Here is a 20527-nt window from a genome sequence, read left to right on the forward strand (position 1 = left end):
GCAATTGGGAGGACGGGGATGAGCTTAGGGCAATTCGAGATAGTCGCCAGCTTTCATCCCGCCCAGGGCCGCAGCGATGTCGGCGACGCGGCTTCGGAGCCGAGGCCAGCTCGTCGTCGGCAGGATCAGGAGCGCGGTCTTTCGTCCCGTCAGGTTCTGCTGGTAGCGGAGGTTCTGGTCGGTGGTGACCAGGACGTCGAAATCGTGGTCGGCCATGGCCAGGAGCTCGCCGTTCTTGAGGCGGGACCAGCCCATCTCAAAGGCCGTCCGGACCTCGCATCCCGGCAGGTGTTCCCGGAGCGGGGCGGGCGTCCCCTGATCGAACAGCACCCTCATGCCGCCAACAGACTTTTCTCGGCATGCCCCAGGACGGCCTCGGCCTGTTCCCGGGTGACGCCGGGAAACCAGACGACGAAATCGGTGATGCTGGCTCCGTCTTCGAGGTTTTCAAAGAGGGCCTTCACCGGAACCCGGGTGCCTTTGAAGACCCACGAGCCGCTCACGACCTCGGGATCGTGTTCGACAGCCGCGCATTGGTTCCAATCGAGCATGAATCGATCTTACGCTCGCCCACGCAGCGGGACAAGTCCGATCGCCCTCCCCCCCCAAGCGGCCAAAAAAAGGGAGGCCGAAGCCTCCCTTGGTTTCAGAACCGGAATGTGGACGGCTCTTTACTTCGTGATGACGCCGGGGGCGACGCGGCGGTTCTTCGAGTAGGCGTCCTCGTTGGCGGCGTCGACGGCGGGCTTTTCCGAGCCGTAGGAGATCGTGAAGAGGCTGCCGGGGGCGACGCCGAGGCCGGCGAGGTATTCCCGGACGGTCTGGGCGCGGCGCTCGCCGAGGCCGCGATTGTATTCGGGGGTGCCGCGGACGTCGGTGTGGCCGGCGAGCATGAGGCGCTTGCCGGGGTTGTCCTTCAGATAGTCGGCGATCTTTTGGAGCTTGCCCCGCTCGCTCCCCTTCACGACGGTGCTGTCGTAGTCGAAGTAGATGGTTTCGGAGGAGAGGACGGAGTAATCGACGTCGGCATTGGGATCGATGTTGGGGGGACGCTCTCCGGCGGGAATGCCGTTCGGGCTCAGTGCGTCGGTGCCGCCGGGAAGGTTCGGATCGACCAGGTCGCCTGAGTCGCCGCTGCCGGGATGTTTCTTCGACGGATTGCTGCAGCCGCCGAGGACGAGGGTCGCCGCGATGGCGAGGGTCGCGAGACGGGAGAGGGAAAGAATCTTCATGATTTTAAATAGGTTATGTTAGATATTACGCTACTTCCTTAAAAAGTACAGCCGATATTTCAACTTTTTTTCGCGCCCCTCTTTTAGTGGGCGATGGCGGGCTCGCTGCACCGGCTGAGGCCGACGGGGAGGGGGGCGGTGCGGCCGGTGACGGTATCGAGGATATAGAGGTCGCCGCTGCGGGCGTAGACCAGGTGGCGGGAATTGGTGGTCCAGGTCGGGTTCTGCCCGCCCGAGGTGGTGACGAGGACGGAGCGGCCGGTCGAGAGGTCGTAGACGCCGATCTGGAACTGGCCCGCCGAGCGGCCGGTGAAGGCGATCTTCGTCCCGTCGGGCGACCAATCGGGCTCCGTGTTGTAGGAGACGCTCGTGACGAGGCGGGTCGGCGTGCCGCCGCCGGCGGGGACGGTGTAGAGCTGGGCGCTGCCGTGCTCGTCCGAGTCGAAGACGACGCGGGTGCCGTCGGGGGACCAGCTGGGGGAGGTGGCGGTCCCGGTGCCGCTGGTGAGGCGGGAGGCCGCGCCGCCGCCGGAGGGGATCGTGTAGATCTGCGGGGAGCCGTCCTTGCTGAGCGTCAGCGCGAGGCGGCCGCCGTCGGGGGAGAAGGAGGCCCCGGTGTTGATGCCGGGGAAGAAGGCGACGCGGAGGCGCTGGCTGGTGGCGAGGGTGATGACGTAGCAGTCGGGATAGCCCTTGAGGTAGGAGGTGTAGGCGATCTTCGTCCCGTCGTGGCTCCACTGCGGGCGGGAGGAGAGGGTGTGGTCGTTCGTCAGCTTCTTCCCGTCGGCCCCGTCGATGCCGACGACGCAGAGTTCCTTCGCCCCGCCCTGGGCGGAGATGACGGCGATCTGGTTCGTCGAGAAGCCCTTCACGCGGGTCAGGGCGAAGAGGACCTCGTCGGAGAAGAGATGGGCCGCGCGGCGGACGTCGCCGGAGAAGGTCTTCGCGACGAGGCTGTTCCCGTTGTCGGTCAGCTGGCCGCTGAGGGAGCCGGCGGAGAGGGTGGCGCTGACGATCTTCCCGCCCGAGGCCCCCGGCGTGGCGTCGATGAGGAGGGAGCGGTTGAGGTCGGCGATGACGATGCGGGCCGCCTCCTCGCCGCCCGGGCCGCTGAACGGGGCGACGCTGACGGGGATCTTGTACCCCTCGACGGTGACCTGCGCGGGGAGCGGCAGGGCGAGGGCGCAAAGGGTGAAGGCGGCTACAGAGAGGAGGCGAAAGGGGGTGATCACAACGCGCTATATAAGCGGTTGAGGGAGAAAGGTACAGAGGAATTTTCGGGGGGCGGAGGGGAGCCGCCTTGCCCCGTCCGTTCCCAGGCCTTAACTTCCCCCCATGACTACCGAGATCAAGCGGGACCGCGTTTCCATCGTCGGCGTGGGCCGGATGGGGGCGAACATGGCGCGGCGGCTGGCCGAGCGGAACTTCCACGTCACCGCCGTCTACGACGTGAACCACAAGGCCGCCGTCGACCTCGCCGCCGAGCTCGGCTGCGCCGCCGCGAACACCCTCGCCGAGGTCGCCGCCGCTGCCGACTTCATCCTCACCGTCGTGACCGACGACGCCGCGATGCGCCAGATCTTCCTTGGCGACGGCGACACCCTCCTGGCCTCGGCGGCCGATGCGGCGGGGAAGATCTTCGTCAACTTCGCCACCGTCTCCCCCCAGGTCCACCTGGAGGTCGGCGCCGCCGCCGCCCACGTCGGCGCGGTCTCGATCGAGGCCTGCATGGCCTCCAGCATCACCCAGGCCCGGCAGGGGACCCTCTATCTCATCCTCGCTGGGGACGAAGGGGCGGTCGCCAAGGCCGAGCCCGTCCTCGAGGCCCTCAGCGCGGCCCGCCGCCACGTCGGCGCGGCGGGGAAGGCGGCGCAGGTGAAGGCGCTGGTGAACATGGTCATGAACATCAACACGGCGGGCCTCGCGGAGGGCCTCGCCGTCGGCGACGCGCTGGGGATCGACCTCGCCGTGCTGCGCGAGATCTTCAGCCAGACCGGGGCGAACTCCCGCGTCCTGGAGACCGACGGGGCCGACATGGCGAACCGCGAGCACGAGTGCTATTTCTCCGCCGCCCATGCCGCGAAGGATTCCGGCATCGCCGGGGCGCTGGCGAAGGAGGCGGGGATCGCCGTCCCGGTTTCCGACGCCGCGCTGGGGCAGTACCGGAAGATGGTCGAGAAGGGACTCGGCGAGCTCGACAAGTCAGGCGTGGCGGAGCTGACCTTCAAGGGGCGGGCGAAGTAGGACGTCAAGGACGCCAAGGACATCATCAGGATGCCTTCGTTCCCCGACATCGCGGCGATCCTGGGGGAAGGCCTTCGGGAACTCGATTGCCGGGGATTGCTCTGCGCCGTGGAGCGGGGCGGGGTCCTACGGACGTTCTCGGCGGGGACGATCCCGCCCGCCGATCAGGGCCGTCCGTTCTACGTCTACAGCATCACGAAGACCTTCACGGCGGTGGCGGTTCTCCGCCTGTTCGAGGAGCGTGGCTTGTCGCTCGACGCCCGCGTCGCGGAATGGCTGCCGGAGCCGCCGCTGCCCGAGGGGGTGACGGTGCGCCGCCTGCTGAACCACACGGGTGGGTTGTCCGATTATTTCTTCAAGGCGGAATATGGCGCGGCGGTGCGCGCCCATCCGGAGACGCCGTGGCCCCGGGCGCGGCTGATGGCCTTCGGCCTGGAAGGGACGCCGCGCTTCGCGCCCGGGGAAGGATGGAGCTACTCGAACTGCGGCTACACGCTGCTGAACGAGGTGATCGAGCGGATCTCGGGCACCGTCTGGCATGCCTATGTGAAGGAAACGATCCTCGATCCCCTCGGTCTGACCGGGACGAGGCCGTTCCTCGAACCCGACCGGGAGGGCCTCCTCCTGAAGGGGGAAGAGCCGTCGATCTCGGGCGATTTTCGGATGCGGTACGCGCCGGGCTGGATCGCGCCCGGTTGCCTGATCTCGACCGTCGCCGAGGTGGCCCGCTTTTATCGCGAGCTTCTCACCGGGAACGTTCTCTCTCCCTCCGCGCTAACCGCGATGAAGGAGACGGTCGACGTGCCTGTCTCTTCGCCCGTGCCGATGATCCCCGCCTACGGCCTCGGCGTGATGCACGGGAGGAACCACCCCCTCGGCCCGTCCTACGGCCACGGCGGCGGCGGGCCGGGCTATGCGACCTATGCGGCGTGCTATCCCGATCTGGCCGGGGAACCGCTGTCGTTCGCCCTGGTCGTGAACCGGAGCCTGCCGAGCACGCCCTTCGCGCTGGCCGACCGGATCGCGGGCGCTTTTGTCTAACCCCTCACCATTTTTTATAGCCGAGGAATTTTCCGTTCATCGTGATTTTGACCCGGTCCCCCTTCGGGTCCTCGACCTTGTCGACATGCATCGTGAAGTCGATCGCGCTCATGATGCCGGGGCCGAATTTTTCCTCGATCAACGCCTTCAGGGTGCCGCCATAGACGTAGAGGATTTCCTGGAAGCGGTATTGGAGGGGTTCCTTCGGGATCGTCGGCGAGGCCTCTCCCTTGGACGGGTAGGCGGTGAGGGCCTGGGCGACGTCGGGGCCGAGGTCGAGGAGGGAGGCGAGCTTCGCCGCTTCCTCGGCGCTGAGGGAGTTTTCCCCCAGGCAGCAGGAGGTGGCGTACACCTCGGAGAGGCCGACGGCCTGGGCCAGGTGGCTCCACGTGAGGTTCTTGGCGGCCTTGGCGGCCACGATGGCATGGGTCATCTCGGTTTTGGTCATGGCTGGAGGGAAGCCCGTATCGTGCCGCTTCGCCGGAGGAAGCGAAGGGAAGGGTTGAAAACGAATCCGCGCGACGATGAGCGGAATTCATCCTCGCCGCCCCGCCTTTGCGATCCCGATTCCTTAAGGAATCGCCGGGAGGAGGCAGCTTCCCGGCCCGATCTCCCATACCGCCCCGCCATCGGGCATCACGGTCCCGGCCTGGAGGATCTGGGCGTCGGCGGGGAGGAGTTGCTCTAGGGTCAGCTTCCGCTCGGGGTCGAGGGGGGTGAGGGCGTCGTCGAGGAGGAAGAGGGGCCAGCGGCCCCGTGCCTCCCTCACCCGGGCGGCCTCGATCAGGCGGAGCAGGAGGGCGGAGAGCCGCTGCTCCCCCTCGGAGCCGAAGCGGCCGACCGATTTGCCCTTCCACTGGATGATCCATTCGTCGCGGTGGGGTCCGGCGAGGGTCCGGCCCTGCCGCTGTTCGGAGGGGGCGGCCTCGCGGAGGAGGGTGCGGGCGGCCTCCTCCCCTCCGGCGGGATCGAAGCCGGGACGGTAGGCGAAGCGGCAGACGGCGGCCCCGCCGAAGAAGGCCTCGAGGAGCGGCTCCGCCAGCCGCCCCGCCGCCTCGGCCGCCCGGACCCGCCCGGCGGTGACGGCGAGGCCGGTGGCGACGAGCTGGGCGTCGAGGACCTCGCCGAGGGCGCGGTCGCCCCGCCGGCCTCCGGCCCATTCGCGCAGCCAGGCGTTGCGCTGTTTCAGGACGGCGTTGTAACGCTGGACGGCGACGAGGTGGGCGGGGACGGCGAGGCTTTCCAGCGCGTCGAGCCAGGCCTGCCGCCGGGCGGCGGGGCCGCGGATCAGGACGGTGTCCTCGGCGCTGAGGAGGACGGTGGGGAGGCGGCCCCAGAACTCGGGCATGGCGATCTTGTTCCCGTCGAGGAAGGTCTCCCGCGCGCCGTCGTTCCAGCGGACGATCAGGTGCTCCGCGGGGCCGCCCGCCGTCGCCGCGCAATCGGCCTCGATGGCGAAGCCCTTCCCGGGCCAGCGCGCCATCTCCCGGGGCTGCCCGGTGCGGAAGGAGCGGAGGCGGGAGAGGAACCAGGCCGCCTCGAGGATCGAGGTCTTCCCCCGCCCGTTCTGCCCCACGAGGTGGTTCCGCCCCGGCGTCGGGAAGAATTCGAGCCGCTCATGGCAGCGGAATTCGAGGAGGCGGAGGCGGAGGAGCATGGAAAGGGGGAGGAGCCTAAAGGGAGAGGCGCATCGCCCGCATCGACGAGACGGCGAAGCCTTTTTTCCAATAGAGCTCCTGCGCGGCGGCGTTGTCGGGATCGGTGAGGAGGGTGATCCGGCCGCAGTCCTCGGCCTTGGCCCGGGCGATGGCGGCGTCGAGGAGGAGGCTCCCGCCGCCCTGCCCCCGCCAGGAGGGATCGACGACCAGATCCTCCAGCACCGCCGCCCGCGTCCCGAGGTAGGTGCTGACGGTATAGAGGAGGATGACGGAGCCGACGACGATCTCTTCGTCCCGCAGGACGAGGATCGTCCCCACGCCGGGATCGGCGAGGATGCGGGAGAGCCCCGCCTGCTGCCGCGCGGCGTCGGGCTGGAACTCGGCCTCCTGCGCGAAGAGGATGCCCAGGAGGCGGCAGAGCGCCGGAAGGTCGGCGGGGTTGGCTTCGGTGACGTTCATGAGTCGATGAGGATACCTTAAATCGCCTCGCCGTCGGCGCAATCCCTGCTTCACTCAATTGCGTCATGAAATTCGCCGCCCTGATCCACGCCCCGTTCGAGACCCCCGCCGGAATCGCCGCCTGGATCGCCGCCCGCGGGCATGAGCTGGAGCTGGTCCACCTCCACGCCGGGGCCGCGCTGCCGCCGGAGGGGGCCTATGACGCCCTCGTCGTCATGGGCGGGCCGATGAATATCTACCAATACCGCGATTATCCGTGGCTGGCCGGGGAGGCCCGCTTCCTGGGGAAGGCGCTCGCCGCCGGGACGCCGACCCTCGGCATCTGCCTCGGCGCGCAGCTCCTCGCCGACGTGGCGGGGGCGCGGGTGGTGCAGAACCGGGAGCGGGAGATCGGCTGGCACTCGGTCGCCTTCACCGACGGGGCGCGGAAGCGGTTCCCCTCGCTCCCTCCCGCGTTGAAGGTGCTCCACTGGCACGGCGACACGTTCGGCCTGCCGCCGGGGGCGCTCCGCCTCGCCGTCAGCGAGGCGTGCGGGGAGCAGGGGTTCCTGATCGAGGAAGGGGGGGCGAAGGCGATGGGCCTCCAGTTCCATCTCGAGATCGGTCCCGCCGAGGTCGGGAGCCTCCTCGACCACTGCGCGGGCGACCTCGCGGTGCCGGGCCGCTACGTGCAGGAGGCGGACCGGCTCCTGGCCGCCGGGCGGGAGCATGCGCCCGCGGCGGCGGCGGTCCTCGACGGGTGGCTCGACGCTTTCTTTATGTCTTCTATGCCTTCAGCTCCCAAAGCGTGATCGACTCGACCTGCGCCGTGCGGGGGAAGAGGTCGAGGGGCTGGACCCGCGCCAGGGTGTAGCGGGCGGAGAGCTTGCCGCCGTCCCGCGCCAGCGTCGCCGGGTTGCAGGAGACGTAGACGATCCGCCGCGGAGGCTGCTCGGCTGCGAGGATCGCCGTGACGACGCCGGGGGCGAGGCCCTCGCGGGGCGGGTCGAGGAGGAGGGCGTCGGTGCCCTCGGCTCCCGAGGCGGCCAGCGCCGCGCCGAGGCATTCCTCGACGCTCCCCTCGATCCACGCGACGTTGATCAGCGTCTTCCGCCGCGCGTCGCGCAGGGAGCGGGAATCGAACTCGATCGCCGTGATCGAGGCGAAGTGGGGGGCGAGGACCTCGGTGAAGAAGCCGCCGCCGCAATAGCCCTCGACGAGGCGCCGCCCCGTCCCGACCCACCCGGCGACGAGGTCGCGCAGGGGGCCGAGGAGGAAGAGATTCACCTGGTGGAAGGCCGAGGGGGGGAGATCGGGATGACGGAGGGAGAAGTGGGTCGGGCGGGTGAAGTTCACCGCGCGGCCCCGCTTCGGGGCGAGTTCCTGGCGGCGGAGCGCGCCGAGGGCGTCGTTCACTTCCGGGGCGGCGATCAGGCAATGGGGGATGTCGATGATGTCGTGCGACTCGGCGCGGTGGAACCCGATCTTGTCCCCCTTGCCGTTCTCGCTCCGGTGGACGGTGATCCGGTTCCGGTAGCCGTAGGGCTGGGGGGAGGGGACGATCGGCTCGATCGTCCCGGCGGCGAGGGTCAGCTTCCCGATCCGGGTGAGCGCCTCGGCGACGTGGCCCGCCTTCGCCTTCAGCTCCGCCTCGTAGGTGAGGTGCTGGTATTGGCAGCCGCCGCACCGCTTCGGCCCGTAATAAGGGCAGGGGGCGGCCGCCCGGTCGGGCCCCGGCGTGACGACCTGGACGACCTCGCCCCGCGCGAAGGTCTTCTTCGCCTCGGTGATCCGGACCTCGACGACGTCGCCCGGCGCGGTGAAGGGGACGAAGACGACCCGCCCGTTGTCCCGCGCGATGCCCTCCCCGCCGAAGGCCAGGGAGTCGATCGTCAGCGTCAGATGGGGGGAGTCGGTGGACATGGGAGGGGGAGTGAAGCGGAAGGGAGCGGTCTTGTCCACTTTGTGACAATCGGGTGACGTTTTGTACAGGCCCGATGGATCGAATCATGAAGGCGATTCATCGATCCTCGCTTCCGGCGGCTTCCATTAGAGGCTGTACCTTTTCCCCCTTCCAAATGGTACAGGCCGTGAAGAAAGCGCCGGGAGGGTTGATGGAATCAAGGAAAGAAGGGTTTTCCCGGGTCGGTACCCTTAAATAACCCTGTATAGCAACGACCCCGTAAAAATATTTGACGATGGGGGAAAATCCGCCACAGTAGCGACATAAAGGGATCAGGTAGGCACGTTGTGTGCTTACTTGAAAAAGCCGAAAACAGGCCGCTGAAGGATACTTCGGGGCCGGTTCTAGGAACCCTAAATTAAAAGGAGAAAAGAAATGAACAAAGCTCTCAAGAGCCTTACGGTTCTGACCCTCATCTCTTCCGTTGCGTTCGCCGGCGAAGAAGCCAAGGACCTCAAGAAGAAGATCGAAGATCAGGCCATCTACGTTGAGACTGCCAAGCCCGGCATCGTCCTCAGCGGTTATGTTGACGCCGGTTACAGCTACAGCTTCACTGGTGGCGGCACCACGGCTGGCAACACCCGCTTCGGCGGCGATCGCACCCAGACCGGCGGTCGCTTCGACGTGAACGCGGTGAAGATCGCGATCGAGAAGCCCCTCTCCACGAAGAACGAGTTCACCTCGGGCTTCCGTGTTGACGGCATGTACGGCAACGACGTCGCCAACGGCATCACGGCTTACGGTAACTCCGGCAGCTTCGGTCTCGAACAGGCCTACGTCCAGCTCCGCGTTCCCGCGGGCAACGGCATCGACATCAAGGTTGGTAAGTTCGTCACGATCCTCGGCTACGAGGTTATCGAGCGCCCCGCCAACATGAACATCACCTACAGCAACGTGTTCAATAACCTGATCCCGTTGGTCCACACCGGTGCTCTCGCTGCCTACAAGTTCAACGACATCGTTGACGTGAAGTTCGGTGTCGTCAACGGCGGTCTCGCCGACGGCACGAACAACGTCTACGGCGCGAACAGCTCGCAGAACGCCGCCTACATCAAGTCCAACAGCGTTGGCTTCCTCGGCGCGGTGAACCTGACGGCCCCCGGCGGTAACGCGAACGTCCAGAATGCCGCCTACTTCGGCGTCAACACGACGGGCGTGAACTCCGGCCTCCCTGCCGGTCAGAACCTGACCAACAGCAACCAGGCTGACAACCTCTGGATCTACGACATCGTCGGCACTTGGAAGCCCAAGTTCGCCGGTGACAAGCTGACCCTCGGTGCGGAAGGCGACCTCGGCCACTTCGACGGCGCCGTTGCCGGTTCCGGCAACCAGGACTCGACGACTTGGGGTGGTGCGGCGGTCTTCGCCAAGTACCAGTTCACCAAGATCTTCAGCCTCGCCAACCGTTTGGACTGGATCCACTCGGATGACGGCCAGAAGTTCAACGGTGGCACCCGTGCTTCCGATGTCTACAGCGAGACCCTCACGGCCTCCTTCGACATCTGGGAAAACACCCTCCTCCGCGCTGAATACCGCGCTGACTTCGGCACCAATGCCATCGTCACCGGTGCCAACAACACGGTTGGCGGCGGCAGCAGCAACGGGCCTGCCCACCTCGTCGACCTCGAAGTCGTCTACAGCTTCTAATTTTAGAAGTTGCAGGAGACTCGATAGCGAGTTGATTGCTTAGAAAAACCCCCGGGGGCAACCCCGGGGGTTTTTTGTGCCTTGGACCCGGGAGCCGCGTTCGCGGGGCGATCTTGCGATTCGGCCAACTTCACGCTCGTCCATCGCGCGGCGGCCTGTTTAGAGTATCGGCTCCCCATCCCTTTTTACGCCATGATTCAAAGCTACGCTCCCGGCCGTGCCGAACTTCTCGGCAACCACACCGATTACAATGACGGCCTCGTCCTCGCGATCGCCGTCGATCGGGGGGTCACGCTGACGGGAACGGTGCGCTCCGACGACGCCCTCTTCATCGCCGCCCCCGAGATGGGCGACGCCTACGAGGGAAGCCTCGCCGCCCTCGCTCCCGAAGGGGAGAAGACATGGGCGAATTACCTCCTCGGCGTTGTCGCCCAGTTCCAGAAGCGGGGCCTCGCCGTCGGCGGCGTCGACCTCCGGATCGAGAGCGATCTTCCCCCCGGTGCGGGCCTCAGCAGCAGCGCGGCGCTCGAGACCTCGACGGCCTTTTTCCTCGCCCACGCCTTCGGCCACGACGCGTTGACGCTCCTCGAGCGGGCGAAGATCGGCCAGGCCGCGGAACATCAATACGTGGGGGTGAAGTGCGGCCTCCTCGACCAGATCGCCTCGATCTTCAGCAAGGCGGGGCAGACGACGGTGATCGATTGCCGGTCCTTCGAGGTCCGCAACGCGCCGCTCGCGCCCGGCGTCTCCTTCGTCATCGCCAACTCGGGCGTGAAGCACGCGCTGGTCGCCGGGGAGTACAATGAGCGGCGCGAGGCCTGCGAGGAGGCGGCGCGGACGCTCGGGCTCAAGGCGCTCCGGGACATCGATCCCGAGACGCTCGAGAAGCGGGCCGGGGAGCTTTCCCCGTCGGCGCTGAAGCGGGCCCGCCACGTCGTCGGGGAGATTGACCGCGTGGCGCGGGGAACGGCGTTCCTCGAGGCGGGCGACATGGCGGCCTTCGGCCGGCTGATGTTCGCCTCCCATGAAAGCTCGATCGTCAATTTCGAGAACTCGTGCCCCGAGCTCGACGCCCTGGTGGCGGCGGCGAAGCGGGTGGAAGGCTGCCACGGCGCCCGCCTGAGCGGCGGCGGTTTCGGCGGCGCGACGATCAACCTCGTCGCGGCGGGCCGGGAAGAGGCGCTCATTCAGGCCCTGGAAGCGGCCGTTCCCGGGACGAAGTGCCTGGTGACGAAGGCGGCCGACGGCGCGCGGATCCTGTAGGGAATCGGATTCCGCCGGGATGGCGGCGGTAGGGGCGGCGAGGGGATGAGGGCTGGCTTGCTTTTGCAATAAAGCACGGCTTAAGTGTACGGCCTCACCGCTTTCCCCCATGAAACGCCTGATCCCCTTCCTCCTTCTCCTCTCTTTCTCCCTCCCCCTCCGGGCCGAGGTTTCGTTCCCGGCGATCTTATCCGACCACGCCGTCCTCCAGAAGGCGGCGAAGGTCCCCGTCTGGGGCAAGGCGGCACCGAACGAGGCGGTCGCCGTCTCGATCGCCGGGAGCGAGGCGAAGGCGACCGCCGATGCGAACGGCCTCTGGCGCGTGACGTTCGACCTCTCGGCGAAGGGCCCCGGCCCGTTTGAGCTCGCGGTTGTGGGGGCCGACGGCAAGAAGGCCGTCTCGACCGACATCCTCGTCGGCGAGGTCTGGATCGCCTCGGGCCAGTCGAACATGGAGTTCATCCTGAAGAACTCGACCGGCGCGGCGGAGGAGATCGCCGCCTCGGCCAATCCCCAGCTGCGCCAGTTCGCGGTGAAGAAAAACTTCTTCGCCGCGCCCTCCGCCCTCTCCGAGGGCGCCTGGACCGTCGCCGGGCCGGAGGCGGCGGGCGGCTTCACCGCCGTCGGCTATTACTTCGGGAAAAAGCTCCAGAAGGAACTCGGCGTCCCCGTCGCCCTCATCCACACGAGCTGGGGCGGGACGCCCGTCGAAGCGTGGATCAGCACCGAGGGTTTCGAGTCCGATCCCGAGATGAAGGACGGAGCGGCCCGGAACCGGAAGCTCCTGGAGGAATTCCCCGCCCGCGCCCAGGCCTACAATGAGCTCCTCGCCGCCTGGCAGACCCAGTACGGCCGCCAGCTCCCCCTCCCCACCGATCCGGCCGCCCTGGCCGCCTACACCTCGGCCACCCCCGCCGAGGGCTGGAAGCCGGTGAAGCTTCCCGGCACCCTCGCCGCGGCGGGCCTGCCCGAGGCCGGGGCCTTTTGGCTGACCCGGAAAGTCACCCTCACCCCCGAGATGGCCGCTTCGCGCCCCGCCTTCGATCTCGGCGTCGTTCCCGGTGCCGACAAGGTCTATTGGAACGGCACCCTGCTCGGCGAGACGCGGTTCGAGAAGGGGGGCGTCTCCGAGACGCGCCGCTATTATCTGCCGGGCGGGATGAAGCTCGAAGCGGGCGAGGGGATCGTGGCGATCCGCCTTGCCGTCCCCTCGGGAGGCGCGGCGGTTCCCTCGGTCCGCTGGGGCAACCTCGATCTTTCGGGCGAATGGCAGGCGAAGGTCGAGAAGGAGCTCCCGCCGATGACCGCCGAGGCGAAGGCCGCCTACCCGCCCCTGCTGGCCCGGCCTCCCGCCGCGTGGAACACCGCCTCCTACCTCTACAACGCGATGATCTCCTCCGTCATCCCCTACGCGGTCAAGGGCGCGATCTGGTATCAGGGGGAAGCGAACGTCGGCCGCGCGCTCCAATACCGGACGGCCCTCGCGCAGCTGATCGCCGACTGGCGCGGCCGGTGGGGCGTGGGCGATTTCCCCTTCTACATCTGCCAGCTCGCCAACATCGGCGCCCACCAGCCCGCCCCCGGCGAGTCGAACTGGGCCGAGCTCCGCGAGGCGCAGGCGAAGGTCGCCGCGCAGCCCCACAACGGCCTCGCCGTCCTCATCGACTGCGGCGACGAGGACGACATCCATCCCCGCGACAAGAAGACCCCGGGCGAGCGCCTCGCCGCCATCGCCCTGGCAAACGACTACGGGAAGCCGATCCCCTTCTCCGGCCCGGTCTACGCCGCGATGGCCGTCGAGGGCGACGCCGTCCGCCTCACCTTCACCCACGCCGAGGGAGGGCTGAGCGCGAAGCCCCTTCCCGCCGAGTACGCCCTGAAGTCGGCCGAGCCCGACAAGAAAGTTCCCCTCGTCCGCAACGTCCCCGAGAGCCAGCTCGAAGGCTTCGCCGTCTGCGGCGAGGACCACGTGTGGAAATGGGCCGACGCGAAGATCGAGGGCGAGGCCGTCGTCGTCCGTTCCAAGGAAGTGGCGAAGCCCGTCGCCGTCCGCTACGCCTGGGCCCAGGATCCGGTCTGCAATCTCTACAACGGGGCCGGATTCCCCGCCGTCCCCTTCCGGACCGACACCTTCCCCGGGGTGACCGACAAGAACAAGCTCTGAGCCCGCCCGGAGGCGCGGCACCTCCCCTCCTTCCCCGCCCGATTCCGGGCGGGAGGATCGGGCTGGACGAATCGGTCCCGGGATAGCAATTTCATCGCCATGATTCTCCGTCCCCGTATCCGCGGCTTCATCTGCCTCACCACCCACCCCGACGGCTGCCGCGCCCACGTCCGCGAGCAGATCGCCTACGTGAAGGCGAAGGGCCCCGTCGCGAACCTCCCGAAGCGGGTCCTCGTCATCGGGGCCTCGACCGGCTACGGCCTCGCCGCCCGCATCGCGACGACCTTCGGCGGCGGCGCCTCGACCCTCGGCGTCTTCTTCGCGAAGCCCCCCTCCGAGGACCGCACCGCCACGGCGGGCTGGTACAACACCGTCGCCTTCGAGCGCGAGGCGGCGGCCGCCGGCTACGACGCGAAGGACATCCACGGCGACGCCTACTCCGACGAGACGAAGCAGCGCGTCGTCGAGCAGATCCGCAAGAGCTGGGGACAGGTCGACTTGGTCGTCTACAGCCTCGCCTCCCCGAAGCGGAACAATCCCCGCACCGGCAAGGCCCCCAACTCCTGCCTGAAGCCGATCGGCGCGCCCTACACGGCGAAGACCGTGAACACCGACAAGCAGGAAGTCCACGACATCACCCTCCCCGAGGCCTCCGAACAGGACATCGCCGACACCGTCTCCGTCATGGGCGGCGAGGATTGGGAATGGTGGATCGACGCACTCGAGCAGGGCGGCGTCCTCGCCCCCGGCGCCACCACGCTCGCCTTCTCCTATATCGGGCCGAAGCTGACCTTCCCCATCTATCGCCACGGCACCATCGGCCGCGCCAAGGAAGACCTGGAGGCGACCGCCCTCCGCCTGAACGAGCGCCTCGCCAAGACCAACGGCGGCGCCCGCGTCGTCATCAGCAAGGCTCTCGTCACCCAGGCCAGCTCGGCAATCCCCGTCGTCCCGCTCTACATCTCCCTCCTCTACAAGGTGATGAAGGAAAAGGGCCTCCACGAAGGGTGCATCGAGCAGATGTACCGCCTCTTCTCGACGACCCCCGCGCCCGACGCCGAGGGTCGCCTCCGCATCGACGATTGGGAGATGCGTCCCGACATCCAGGCCGAGGTCGAGGCCCTCTGGCCCCAGGTGGCCACGGGGAACCTGAAGGAAATCTCCGACTTCGCCGGGTACCAGAAGGAATTCCTCCGCCTCTTCGGCTACGGCCTCGCCGAAGTCGACTACGAGGCCGAGTCCGACGCGATGAAGATGGGCGGCGAGCCCGCCGTCCTCCTCTAGGCCTTTTTAGGCTTTCCCGCAAACCGCCATGAACCCCGTCATCACCGTCAGCGGATTGACCTGCCGCTTTGGAGGGTGGCGGGGCGTCGAGGCGGTGCGGGAATTGACCCTCGCCGTCCCGGAGGGCTCGATCTACGCGTTCCTCGGGACGAACGGCGCGGGCAAGACGACGACGATCAAGGCGCTCCTCAATCTCGTCGTTCCCACCTCGGGGACCTGCACCCTCCTCGGCGTCCCGTCGGCGAAGATCGGCCCCGCCGAGCTGGCGCAGATCGGCTACGTCTCCGAGAACCAGAAGCTGCCCGAGGCGCTGACGGTGCGGGAACTGATCGCTTACTCCCGCGCCCTCTACCCGACGTGGGACGACGCTTTCTGCCGCACCCTCGTGGAGAAGCTCGCCCTGCCGCTCGACCGGAAGGTGAAGCACTTCTCCCGGGGGATGAAGATGAAGGCGGCTCTTCTCATTTCCCTCGCCTACCGCCCGAAGCTCCTCCTCCTCGACGAGCCCTTCGCCGGGCTCGACCCCCTGGTGCGCGAGGAATTCATCGAGGCCCTCCGCGAGCTCTCCCGTGAGGGCAACTGGACGGTCTTCATTTCCTCGCACGACATCGACGAGGTCGAACGGCTGGCTGACTGGATCGGCATCATCGATGCCGGGCGGCTCTGCCTTTCCGAGTCGCTGGCGACGCTCCGCGCCCGTCCCATGCCCGACGGCAGCCCCTTCTCCCTCCGCGACCTCTTCCTCACCGTCACCCGCACCCTGCGGCAGAACCCCGCCGCCCGTTTCTAACATGCGTCTCATCCTCGCCCACGTGCGGAAAGACATCGCCGCCCTCCGCCCGCTCCTGATCGGATGGGTCGTCGCCGCCGTCGTCACGGCCTTCAATCTCACGACGGGCTCGGTCAACATCGGGGCGGGGAGCCACTCCTTGAGCGGCGGATTCGGGATCTTCCTGCTGGTGCTGTTGTTCGCGATCCTGGCCGCCCGCGTGATTCATGAGGATGCCCTCGCGGAGACGGCCGATGTCTTTTGGCGCACCCGTCCCATTTCCCGGCTTCAGCTGCTCGCGGCGAAGGGGCTGTTCATCGGCGTGCTGGCCGCGGGGACGGCGGGGATTCTGCTCCTCACCCCGTCTCCCGCCTCGATTCCCTACCGGCAGGGCCTGACGGTCCTGCTCGGCCTCGTCGCCTTCGCCGTCGTCACGCCCAACCTGACCCGGCTCCTCGCGTTGGCCATCGGGATGGCCGTCGGGGTCGGGTTCCTGATCGCGACGGTGCGGATTTTCCTCGTGACCCATGGCACGGGGAGTTTCTTTTTCCAGGGACAGCCGGGGTTCCTGGCCGCCCATCTGGACGGGATCGGCCAGGGGATTTATTGGGTCGGCTATCTCGGCGTGATCTTCCATCACTATCTCACGCTGCGGTGGAAGACCTCCTTTGCGCTTCTCGCGATCACCTCGTTCCTCCCCTCGCTGCTTCCGGCGCTCTTCTTCGCCGGGCGCTTCGGCCATTCTTCCTGAGAGGATTCTAACGGGGCATGAGGGCGGCCAGGAAGCGCCGCGCGTATTCCCCCCACGTCAGGAAGTGCCGGGCGCGGGCTTCGCGCTCGAGCCGTTCCCGCTCGCCCGGGGAGAGGAGGAGGCGGCGCATCGCTTCGGCGAGGGCCGCGGCATCGGCCATGTCGACCGGCAGGCAGCCGCCCCCCTCGGCAACCTCGGCGACCGCGCCGCTGTTCCCGCAGAGACAGGCCTTGCCGAAGGCGAGGCTCTCCAGGATCGGGAGGCCGAAGCCTTCCTTCAGCGAGGGATAGACGGTGAAGGTCGCCGAGCGGTAGAGCCCGCGCAGCGTCGCGTCGTCGGCCCCGGAGATCCATTCGAGCGGCCGTCCCAGCCCGCGCAATCGCGCCACCTCGGCGACGACCTCGCCGCCCGCCTCGGTCGTCCGCTCGCCGACCAGCACGGCGCGGAAGGCGATCCCTTCCCGCCACAGCCGCTCGCAGCTTTCGAGCCAGAGGAGGTGATTTTTCCTCGGCTCGAGCGAGGAGACGCAGAGGAGGCGGGGCTCCGCCTCCGGACGGGCCGCATCCGCATTGCCTCCGTCCCCCGCCGCGATGCCGGGCAGGGGCCAGTGCAGCACCTCGGTCCGGGCGGCGGGCCATCCCCGCGCGGCCCAGAAGGCGACGAGGTCGTCCCGCGATTGCCGGGAGACGCAGATCACCGCGTCGCAGCGGGTCAGCGCCTCGGCGTAGGCCTCGAAGCCGGAGAGGGCCTGCGGGGAGACCCAGTGGGGATGGGTCAGCGCGATCCCGTCGTGGAAGACGGCGGCGATCTTCATGCGGGGTGACGATTCCCGCGCGCGGCTGAGCCAGCGGAGCCGCCCGTCGGTGAAGACCTCGCTCAAGACCAGCCACGCGCCGTCGAGGTCGCCGGAGCCGAGGGCCCGCCTCCGGCGCGTCCAGCCGCGCCATTTCCGTTCCGCGAGCGAGGCCCGCTTGCGGAATGGAATCCAGTCCCGGAAATGGAGGTGGTGGAAGAAGCCGAGGCGGGCGAAGGCCCCGAGGGGCTCCTCCCAGGTGAGGGGAACGACCGGGGCGGTTCCGGCGAGGGTTGTCTGCAAGGCGCCGAACAACTCCCGGCTCATCCGGGGGATGCCGCCGCGCCCGCCGTGGAGGGCGCAGCCCGTGACATCGACGAAAAACCGCTCCCCGCCGCCGTGGCCTTCTAATGTTGTCAAATGGACCTCTTTTTCTACACTCCGAGAGCCCACCTTACGAAGGATTCCCTCCCTTGGAAGCCCATTTTATCGCCCCGCCTCCTCCTTCGCAATGAAGCCCCGCCTTTTCATCCTGAGCCCCGAGCTTCACGACGACAGCGGCCACTACCTCCCCTACGACCTCGCCCTCCAGAAAGGCGCGGCGGCCCTCGGCCTCGATTCCCTCGTCCTGACCCGCCTCGGCTTCGTCCCGCCTCCCGGCTCGCCCCTGGCCTTCCGCCCCGCCTTCCGGCACGACATCTGGGGAAAGAACGCCGTGCCGGGCGGGGCCGACGGGCGGCTCCTCGCGAAGGGCGTCCCGACCGAAAAGCTCCGCGCCGCCTTCGCCAACCGCGCCTTCCTCGCCGATCTCCGCACCCATCTTCCGGCCTCCGCGCTCACGCCCGAGAGCGTCGTCTTCGTCCACTCCTTCCTCCACGGCCAGATCGCCGGTCTCGTCGACTGGTACGCCGCGCTCCCTCCCGCGCGGAGGCCGCAGCTCAAGCTCCTCTTCCGCTACCCCTTCTACTTCTTCGACGCGGCCTTCCTCGACGCCGCCTTCGAGGCGCTCCATCGCCTTCCCGGCAGCCGCGAGTCGGTCACCTGCTTTTCCGACAGCGAGGAATTGGCCCGCCTGTACGGCGCGCGGATCGGCCGCCCCGTCCACCTGCTTCCCTTTCCCCACGCCTCCTTCGCCGACGCCGATCCCGAGGCGCGGGAGCGCGAGGCCCGGCCGATCCGGTGTGTCTCCCTCGGCAATGCGCGGATCGAGAAAGGCTTCGCCGAAATCGTCGACGCCCTCTTCCTCCTTCGCGAGACGGGCGACGCCGCTCCCTTCGAGTTCGTCCTCCAGGCCTCCTCCCCCGAAGCCGCGCTCCGGCCCCGCATCGCCCGCCTGCGCGAGGCGGCCCTTCCCGGCGTCACCCTCCTCGACGAGGCGATCTCCGAGACCGCCTATGCCGCCCTCATCGAATCGGCCGACGTCATCCTCGCCCCCTATCATGAGGAGGCCTATGCCGACCGCACCTCCGGCATCGTTGCCGACGCCATCGGCGCGGGAAAGATCGTCCTTACCCCCGCCGACTCGTGCCCCGGACGCCGCATCGCCTCGGCGGGGACCGGCCTGTTCTGCGCGAATCGTTCCCCCGCCTCCGTTGCCGCCCTCCTCCGGGGCCTGCCCGTCGCCCTTCCGCGCCTCCGCCGCGAGGCGGCCCAGCGCCAGAAGGAATGGAAGGCGCACCACAACGCCCGGCGCTTCGTCTCCCTCCTCCTCGCGCACGGGGAGCCTTGCCCGCCCGCTCCGGCGACTCCCGCTTCTCCGAGTCTGATCGCACCGCCTGCGCCGGAAACCGCGTCCGCCGGGGCCGGGCTCGGGGCCGTCCTCTTTTTCCCGGCGACCTGGCCGCTCCTTCAGGCCGCGGCTGAAAAGGAAGGGCTCCTCCTGCCCGGGATCGAAGTCCATCGGCCCGTCGTCGAAAAGGGATTCCTCGGCCATCTCCTCCTCGGCGTCCTGAAGGCGTTATCCCTTTCCTGGCTCGTCCCCTCCCGCATGGCCGGGGTGCCGACGCGGCTCGATCTCGCCCGCCTCCTCCTCTTCTCCCGGATCGGCCGCCGCGTCACGTGGGACGACCTCCTTCCCCTCTTCCTCCCCCGCGCCCTCCGCCAGCCGGCCGAACAGGCCCGCCTGGCGGCCCTGGCGGCGGGCAAGACCGCGCTCCTCACCGACTCCCCCCGCGCCCTTCCCTTTCTTCCCGGAAAGGCCATCCTCTTCCGATCCGCCTCCGCCGACCTCTTTGACGAAATCAGGGCCCGCACCTCGTAAAGCAGGCGTTACAGAAGCGTCGCGATGCCCTGGGCGAGGGGGCATTCGGCTTTCCAGCCGAAGAGGTCGAGCGCCTTGCGGGCGTCGGCCCGGGAGTGGCGGATGTCGCCCTGGCGGGGCGGGGCGAAGAGCGGGGGGAGGGAGAGGCCGGCGGCTTTTTCGATGGCCTCCCAGAGGGTGAGGAGGGAGACGGCCTCGCCGGTCCCGACGTTGAGGGCGAGGCCGGGGGTGAAGGGGGTCTCGGAGGAGGCGCAGCGGAGGAGGCAGGCGGCGACGTCGGTGACGTGGATGAAGTCCCGCGTCTGGCCGCCGTCGCCGTGGATCGTCGGGGCCTGGCCCCGCTTCGCTGCGTCGATGAATTTCGCGATGACGCCGGAGTAGGGGGAGTCGGCCCGCTGGCGGGGGCCGTAGACGTTGAAGAAGCGGAGGGAGAGGGTCTGGAGGGGGGTGGTCTGCGCGATGTGGCGGCAGTGCCATTCGGCGGCCAGTTTCGCCGCCGCGTAGGGGCTGAGGGGGTCGAGGGGGGCGGTCTCGGCGATGGGGAGGGTGCGGGCGTCGCCGTAGACGGCGCAGGTCGAGGCGGAGAGGAAGCGGCTGGCTTGGCGGCTTGCCGCGCGGAGGAGGTGGAGGGTGCCGCGGGAGTTGATCTCCTCGCATTCCTCGAGCTTCGAGAACGACTCGGGAACCGAGACGAGGGCGGCGAGGTGGAAGACCCAATCGCAGCCCGCGACGGCCTCCTCGACCTTTTGCGGATCGCGGAGGTCGCCCTCGATGAAGTCGACGGGAGCCAGGGCGGCGAGGTTGTCGAGGTTCTCCCGCGAGCCCGTCTTGAGGTTGTCGAGGATGCGGACCCGGTGGCCCTCCCGCACCAGCCGTTCGGCGAGGTGGGAGCCGATGAAGCCGGCACCGCCGGTGACGAGGGCGGTCTTGGGGGAAGAGTTCATGTCGGGAAGATCGGGGCAGGCCCGCAGGCCGACACGCTAAGGGCTTCGGGGAAAGTTTTCCATGAGATTTTGAACG

At 68.3% G+C, this 20527-nt stretch carries 20 protein-coding genes; 10 read left to right on the top strand and 10 right to left on the bottom strand.

The window, feature by feature from the left end; translation table 11 throughout:
* Positions 1-24: 24 nt before the first annotated feature.
* The 4 genes from BLU04_RS06160 to BLU04_RS06175 all read right to left on the bottom strand — a co-directional run bounded on the left by BLU04_RS06160 (position 25) and on the right by BLU04_RS06175 (position 2464).
* Complete coding sequence (locus tag BLU04_RS06160) at positions 25-336, bottom strand: hypothetical protein (protein ID WP_093283548.1); 312 nt, start codon at positions 334-336, stop codon at positions 25-27.
* Complete coding sequence (locus tag BLU04_RS06165) at positions 333-551, bottom strand: DUF433 domain-containing protein (protein ID WP_093283551.1); 219 nt, start codon at positions 549-551, stop codon at positions 333-335. Before BLU04_RS06165 ends, BLU04_RS06160 begins: the two co-directional genes overlap by 4 nt.
* A gap of 120 nt (positions 552-671) precedes the next feature.
* Positions 672-1232 (bottom strand): OmpA family protein, encoded by a 561-nt coding sequence (locus BLU04_RS06170; RefSeq protein WP_093283553.1) that lies wholly within the window; start codon positions 1230-1232, stop codon positions 672-674.
* Between the two features lie 83 nt (positions 1233-1315).
* Positions 1316-2464 carry a PD40 domain-containing protein gene (locus BLU04_RS06175; RefSeq protein ID WP_197673050.1) on the bottom strand — a complete coding sequence of 383 codons (1149 nt, stop codon included), beginning with the start codon at positions 2462-2464 and terminating at the stop codon, positions 1316-1318.
* A gap of 103 nt (positions 2465-2567) precedes the next feature.
* On the opposite strand from BLU04_RS06175, the gene BLU04_RS06180 reads away from it, so the two are divergent.
* Positions 2568-3476, top strand: coding sequence for an NAD(P)-dependent oxidoreductase (locus BLU04_RS06180; RefSeq protein WP_093283556.1), 909 nt, complete (start codon positions 2568-2570; stop codon positions 3474-3476).
* 30 nt (positions 3477-3506) lie between these two features.
* Positions 3507-4517 carry a serine hydrolase domain-containing protein gene (locus tag BLU04_RS06185; protein ID WP_093283559.1) on the top strand — a complete coding sequence of 337 codons (1011 nt, stop codon included), beginning with the start codon at positions 3507-3509 and terminating at the stop codon, positions 4515-4517.
* A 4-nt stretch (positions 4518-4521) separates the two neighbouring features.
* On the opposite strand, the gene cynS is transcribed toward BLU04_RS06185, so the two are convergent.
* The 3 genes from cynS to BLU04_RS06200 form a co-directional block, all read right to left on the bottom strand.
* Positions 4522-4965, bottom strand: a complete 444-nt coding sequence (gene cynS, locus BLU04_RS06190) for a cyanase (protein ID WP_197673052.1) — start codon at positions 4963-4965, stop codon at positions 4522-4524.
* A gap of 123 nt (positions 4966-5088) precedes the next feature.
* Positions 5089-6174 carry a DNA replication and repair protein RecF gene (gene recF, locus BLU04_RS06195; RefSeq protein ID WP_093283561.1) on the bottom strand — a complete coding sequence of 362 codons (1086 nt, stop codon included), beginning with the start codon at positions 6172-6174 and terminating at the stop codon, positions 5089-5091.
* A 16-nt stretch (positions 6175-6190) separates the two neighbouring features.
* A complete protein-coding gene (locus BLU04_RS06200) occupies positions 6191-6676 on the bottom strand; it encodes a GNAT family N-acetyltransferase (protein WP_343124803.1) in 486 nt (161 codons plus the stop codon).
* 23 nt (positions 6677-6699) lie between these two features.
* Between BLU04_RS06200 and BLU04_RS06205 the strand changes: the two genes are divergently transcribed.
* Positions 6700-7425: a type 1 glutamine amidotransferase gene (locus tag BLU04_RS06205; RefSeq protein WP_093283567.1), complete on the top strand. Its 726-nt coding sequence runs from the start codon at positions 6700-6702 to the stop codon at positions 7423-7425.
* Here BLU04_RS06205 and BLU04_RS06210 read toward each other — a convergent pair.
* Positions 7400-8536 carry a class I SAM-dependent RNA methyltransferase gene (locus tag BLU04_RS06210; RefSeq protein ID WP_157895160.1) on the bottom strand — a complete coding sequence of 379 codons (1137 nt, stop codon included), beginning with the start codon at positions 8534-8536 and terminating at the stop codon, positions 7400-7402. The two genes, BLU04_RS06205 and BLU04_RS06210, sit on opposite strands and share 26 nt — an antisense overlap.
* 415 nt (positions 8537-8951) lie before the next feature.
* Between BLU04_RS06210 and BLU04_RS06215 the strand changes: the two genes are divergently transcribed.
* The 6 genes from BLU04_RS06215 (at position 8952) to BLU04_RS06240 (ending at position 16454) form a co-directional block, all read left to right on the top strand.
* Complete coding sequence (locus BLU04_RS06215) at positions 8952-10223, top strand: outer membrane beta-barrel protein (protein ID WP_093283573.1); 1272 nt, start codon at positions 8952-8954, stop codon at positions 10221-10223.
* 192 nt (positions 10224-10415) lie between these two features.
* Positions 10416-11486, top strand: a complete 1071-nt coding sequence (galK, locus tag BLU04_RS06220) for a galactokinase (protein WP_093283575.1) — start codon at positions 10416-10418, stop codon at positions 11484-11486.
* Between the two features lie 109 nt (positions 11487-11595).
* Complete coding sequence (locus BLU04_RS06225) at positions 11596-13650, top strand: sialate O-acetylesterase (RefSeq protein WP_093283578.1); 2055 nt, start codon at positions 11596-11598, stop codon at positions 13648-13650.
* Between the two features lie 99 nt (positions 13651-13749).
* Positions 13750-14934: an enoyl-ACP reductase FabV gene (gene fabV, locus BLU04_RS06230; RefSeq protein WP_093283580.1), complete on the top strand. Its 1185-nt coding sequence runs from the start codon at positions 13750-13752 to the stop codon at positions 14932-14934.
* Between the two features lie 28 nt (positions 14935-14962).
* Positions 14963-15724 carry an ABC transporter ATP-binding protein gene (locus BLU04_RS06235; RefSeq protein ID WP_093283583.1) on the top strand — a complete coding sequence of 254 codons (762 nt, stop codon included), beginning with the start codon at positions 14963-14965 and terminating at the stop codon, positions 15722-15724.
* Position 15725: 1 nt separating this feature from the next.
* A complete protein-coding gene (locus BLU04_RS06240; RefSeq protein WP_093283586.1) occupies positions 15726-16454 on the top strand; it encodes a hypothetical protein in 729 nt (242 codons plus the stop codon).
* Between the two features lie 7 nt (positions 16455-16461).
* On the opposite strand, the gene BLU04_RS06245 is transcribed toward BLU04_RS06240, so the two are convergent.
* On the bottom strand, positions 16462-17667 hold the full coding sequence (locus BLU04_RS06245; RefSeq protein ID WP_093283588.1) for a glycosyltransferase: 1206 nt from the start codon (positions 17665-17667) through the stop codon (positions 16462-16464).
* Positions 17668-17758: 91 nt separating this feature from the next.
* Between BLU04_RS06245 and BLU04_RS06250 the strand changes: the two genes are divergently transcribed.
* A complete protein-coding gene (locus BLU04_RS06250; protein WP_093283591.1) occupies positions 17759-19507 on the top strand; it encodes a hypothetical protein in 1749 nt (582 codons plus the stop codon).
* Between the two features lie 8 nt (positions 19508-19515).
* Here the strand turns inward: BLU04_RS06250 and BLU04_RS06255 are convergent, their stop codons facing one another.
* On the bottom strand, positions 19516-20451 hold the full coding sequence (locus BLU04_RS06255; RefSeq protein ID WP_093283594.1) for an SDR family NAD(P)-dependent oxidoreductase: 936 nt from the start codon (positions 20449-20451) through the stop codon (positions 19516-19518).
* Between the last annotated feature and the right edge of the window lie 76 nt (positions 20452-20527).

The organism is Verrucomicrobium sp. GAS474 (assembly GCF_900105685.1).
Lineage (GTDB): Bacteria > Verrucomicrobiota > Verrucomicrobiia > Methylacidiphilales > GAS474 > GAS474.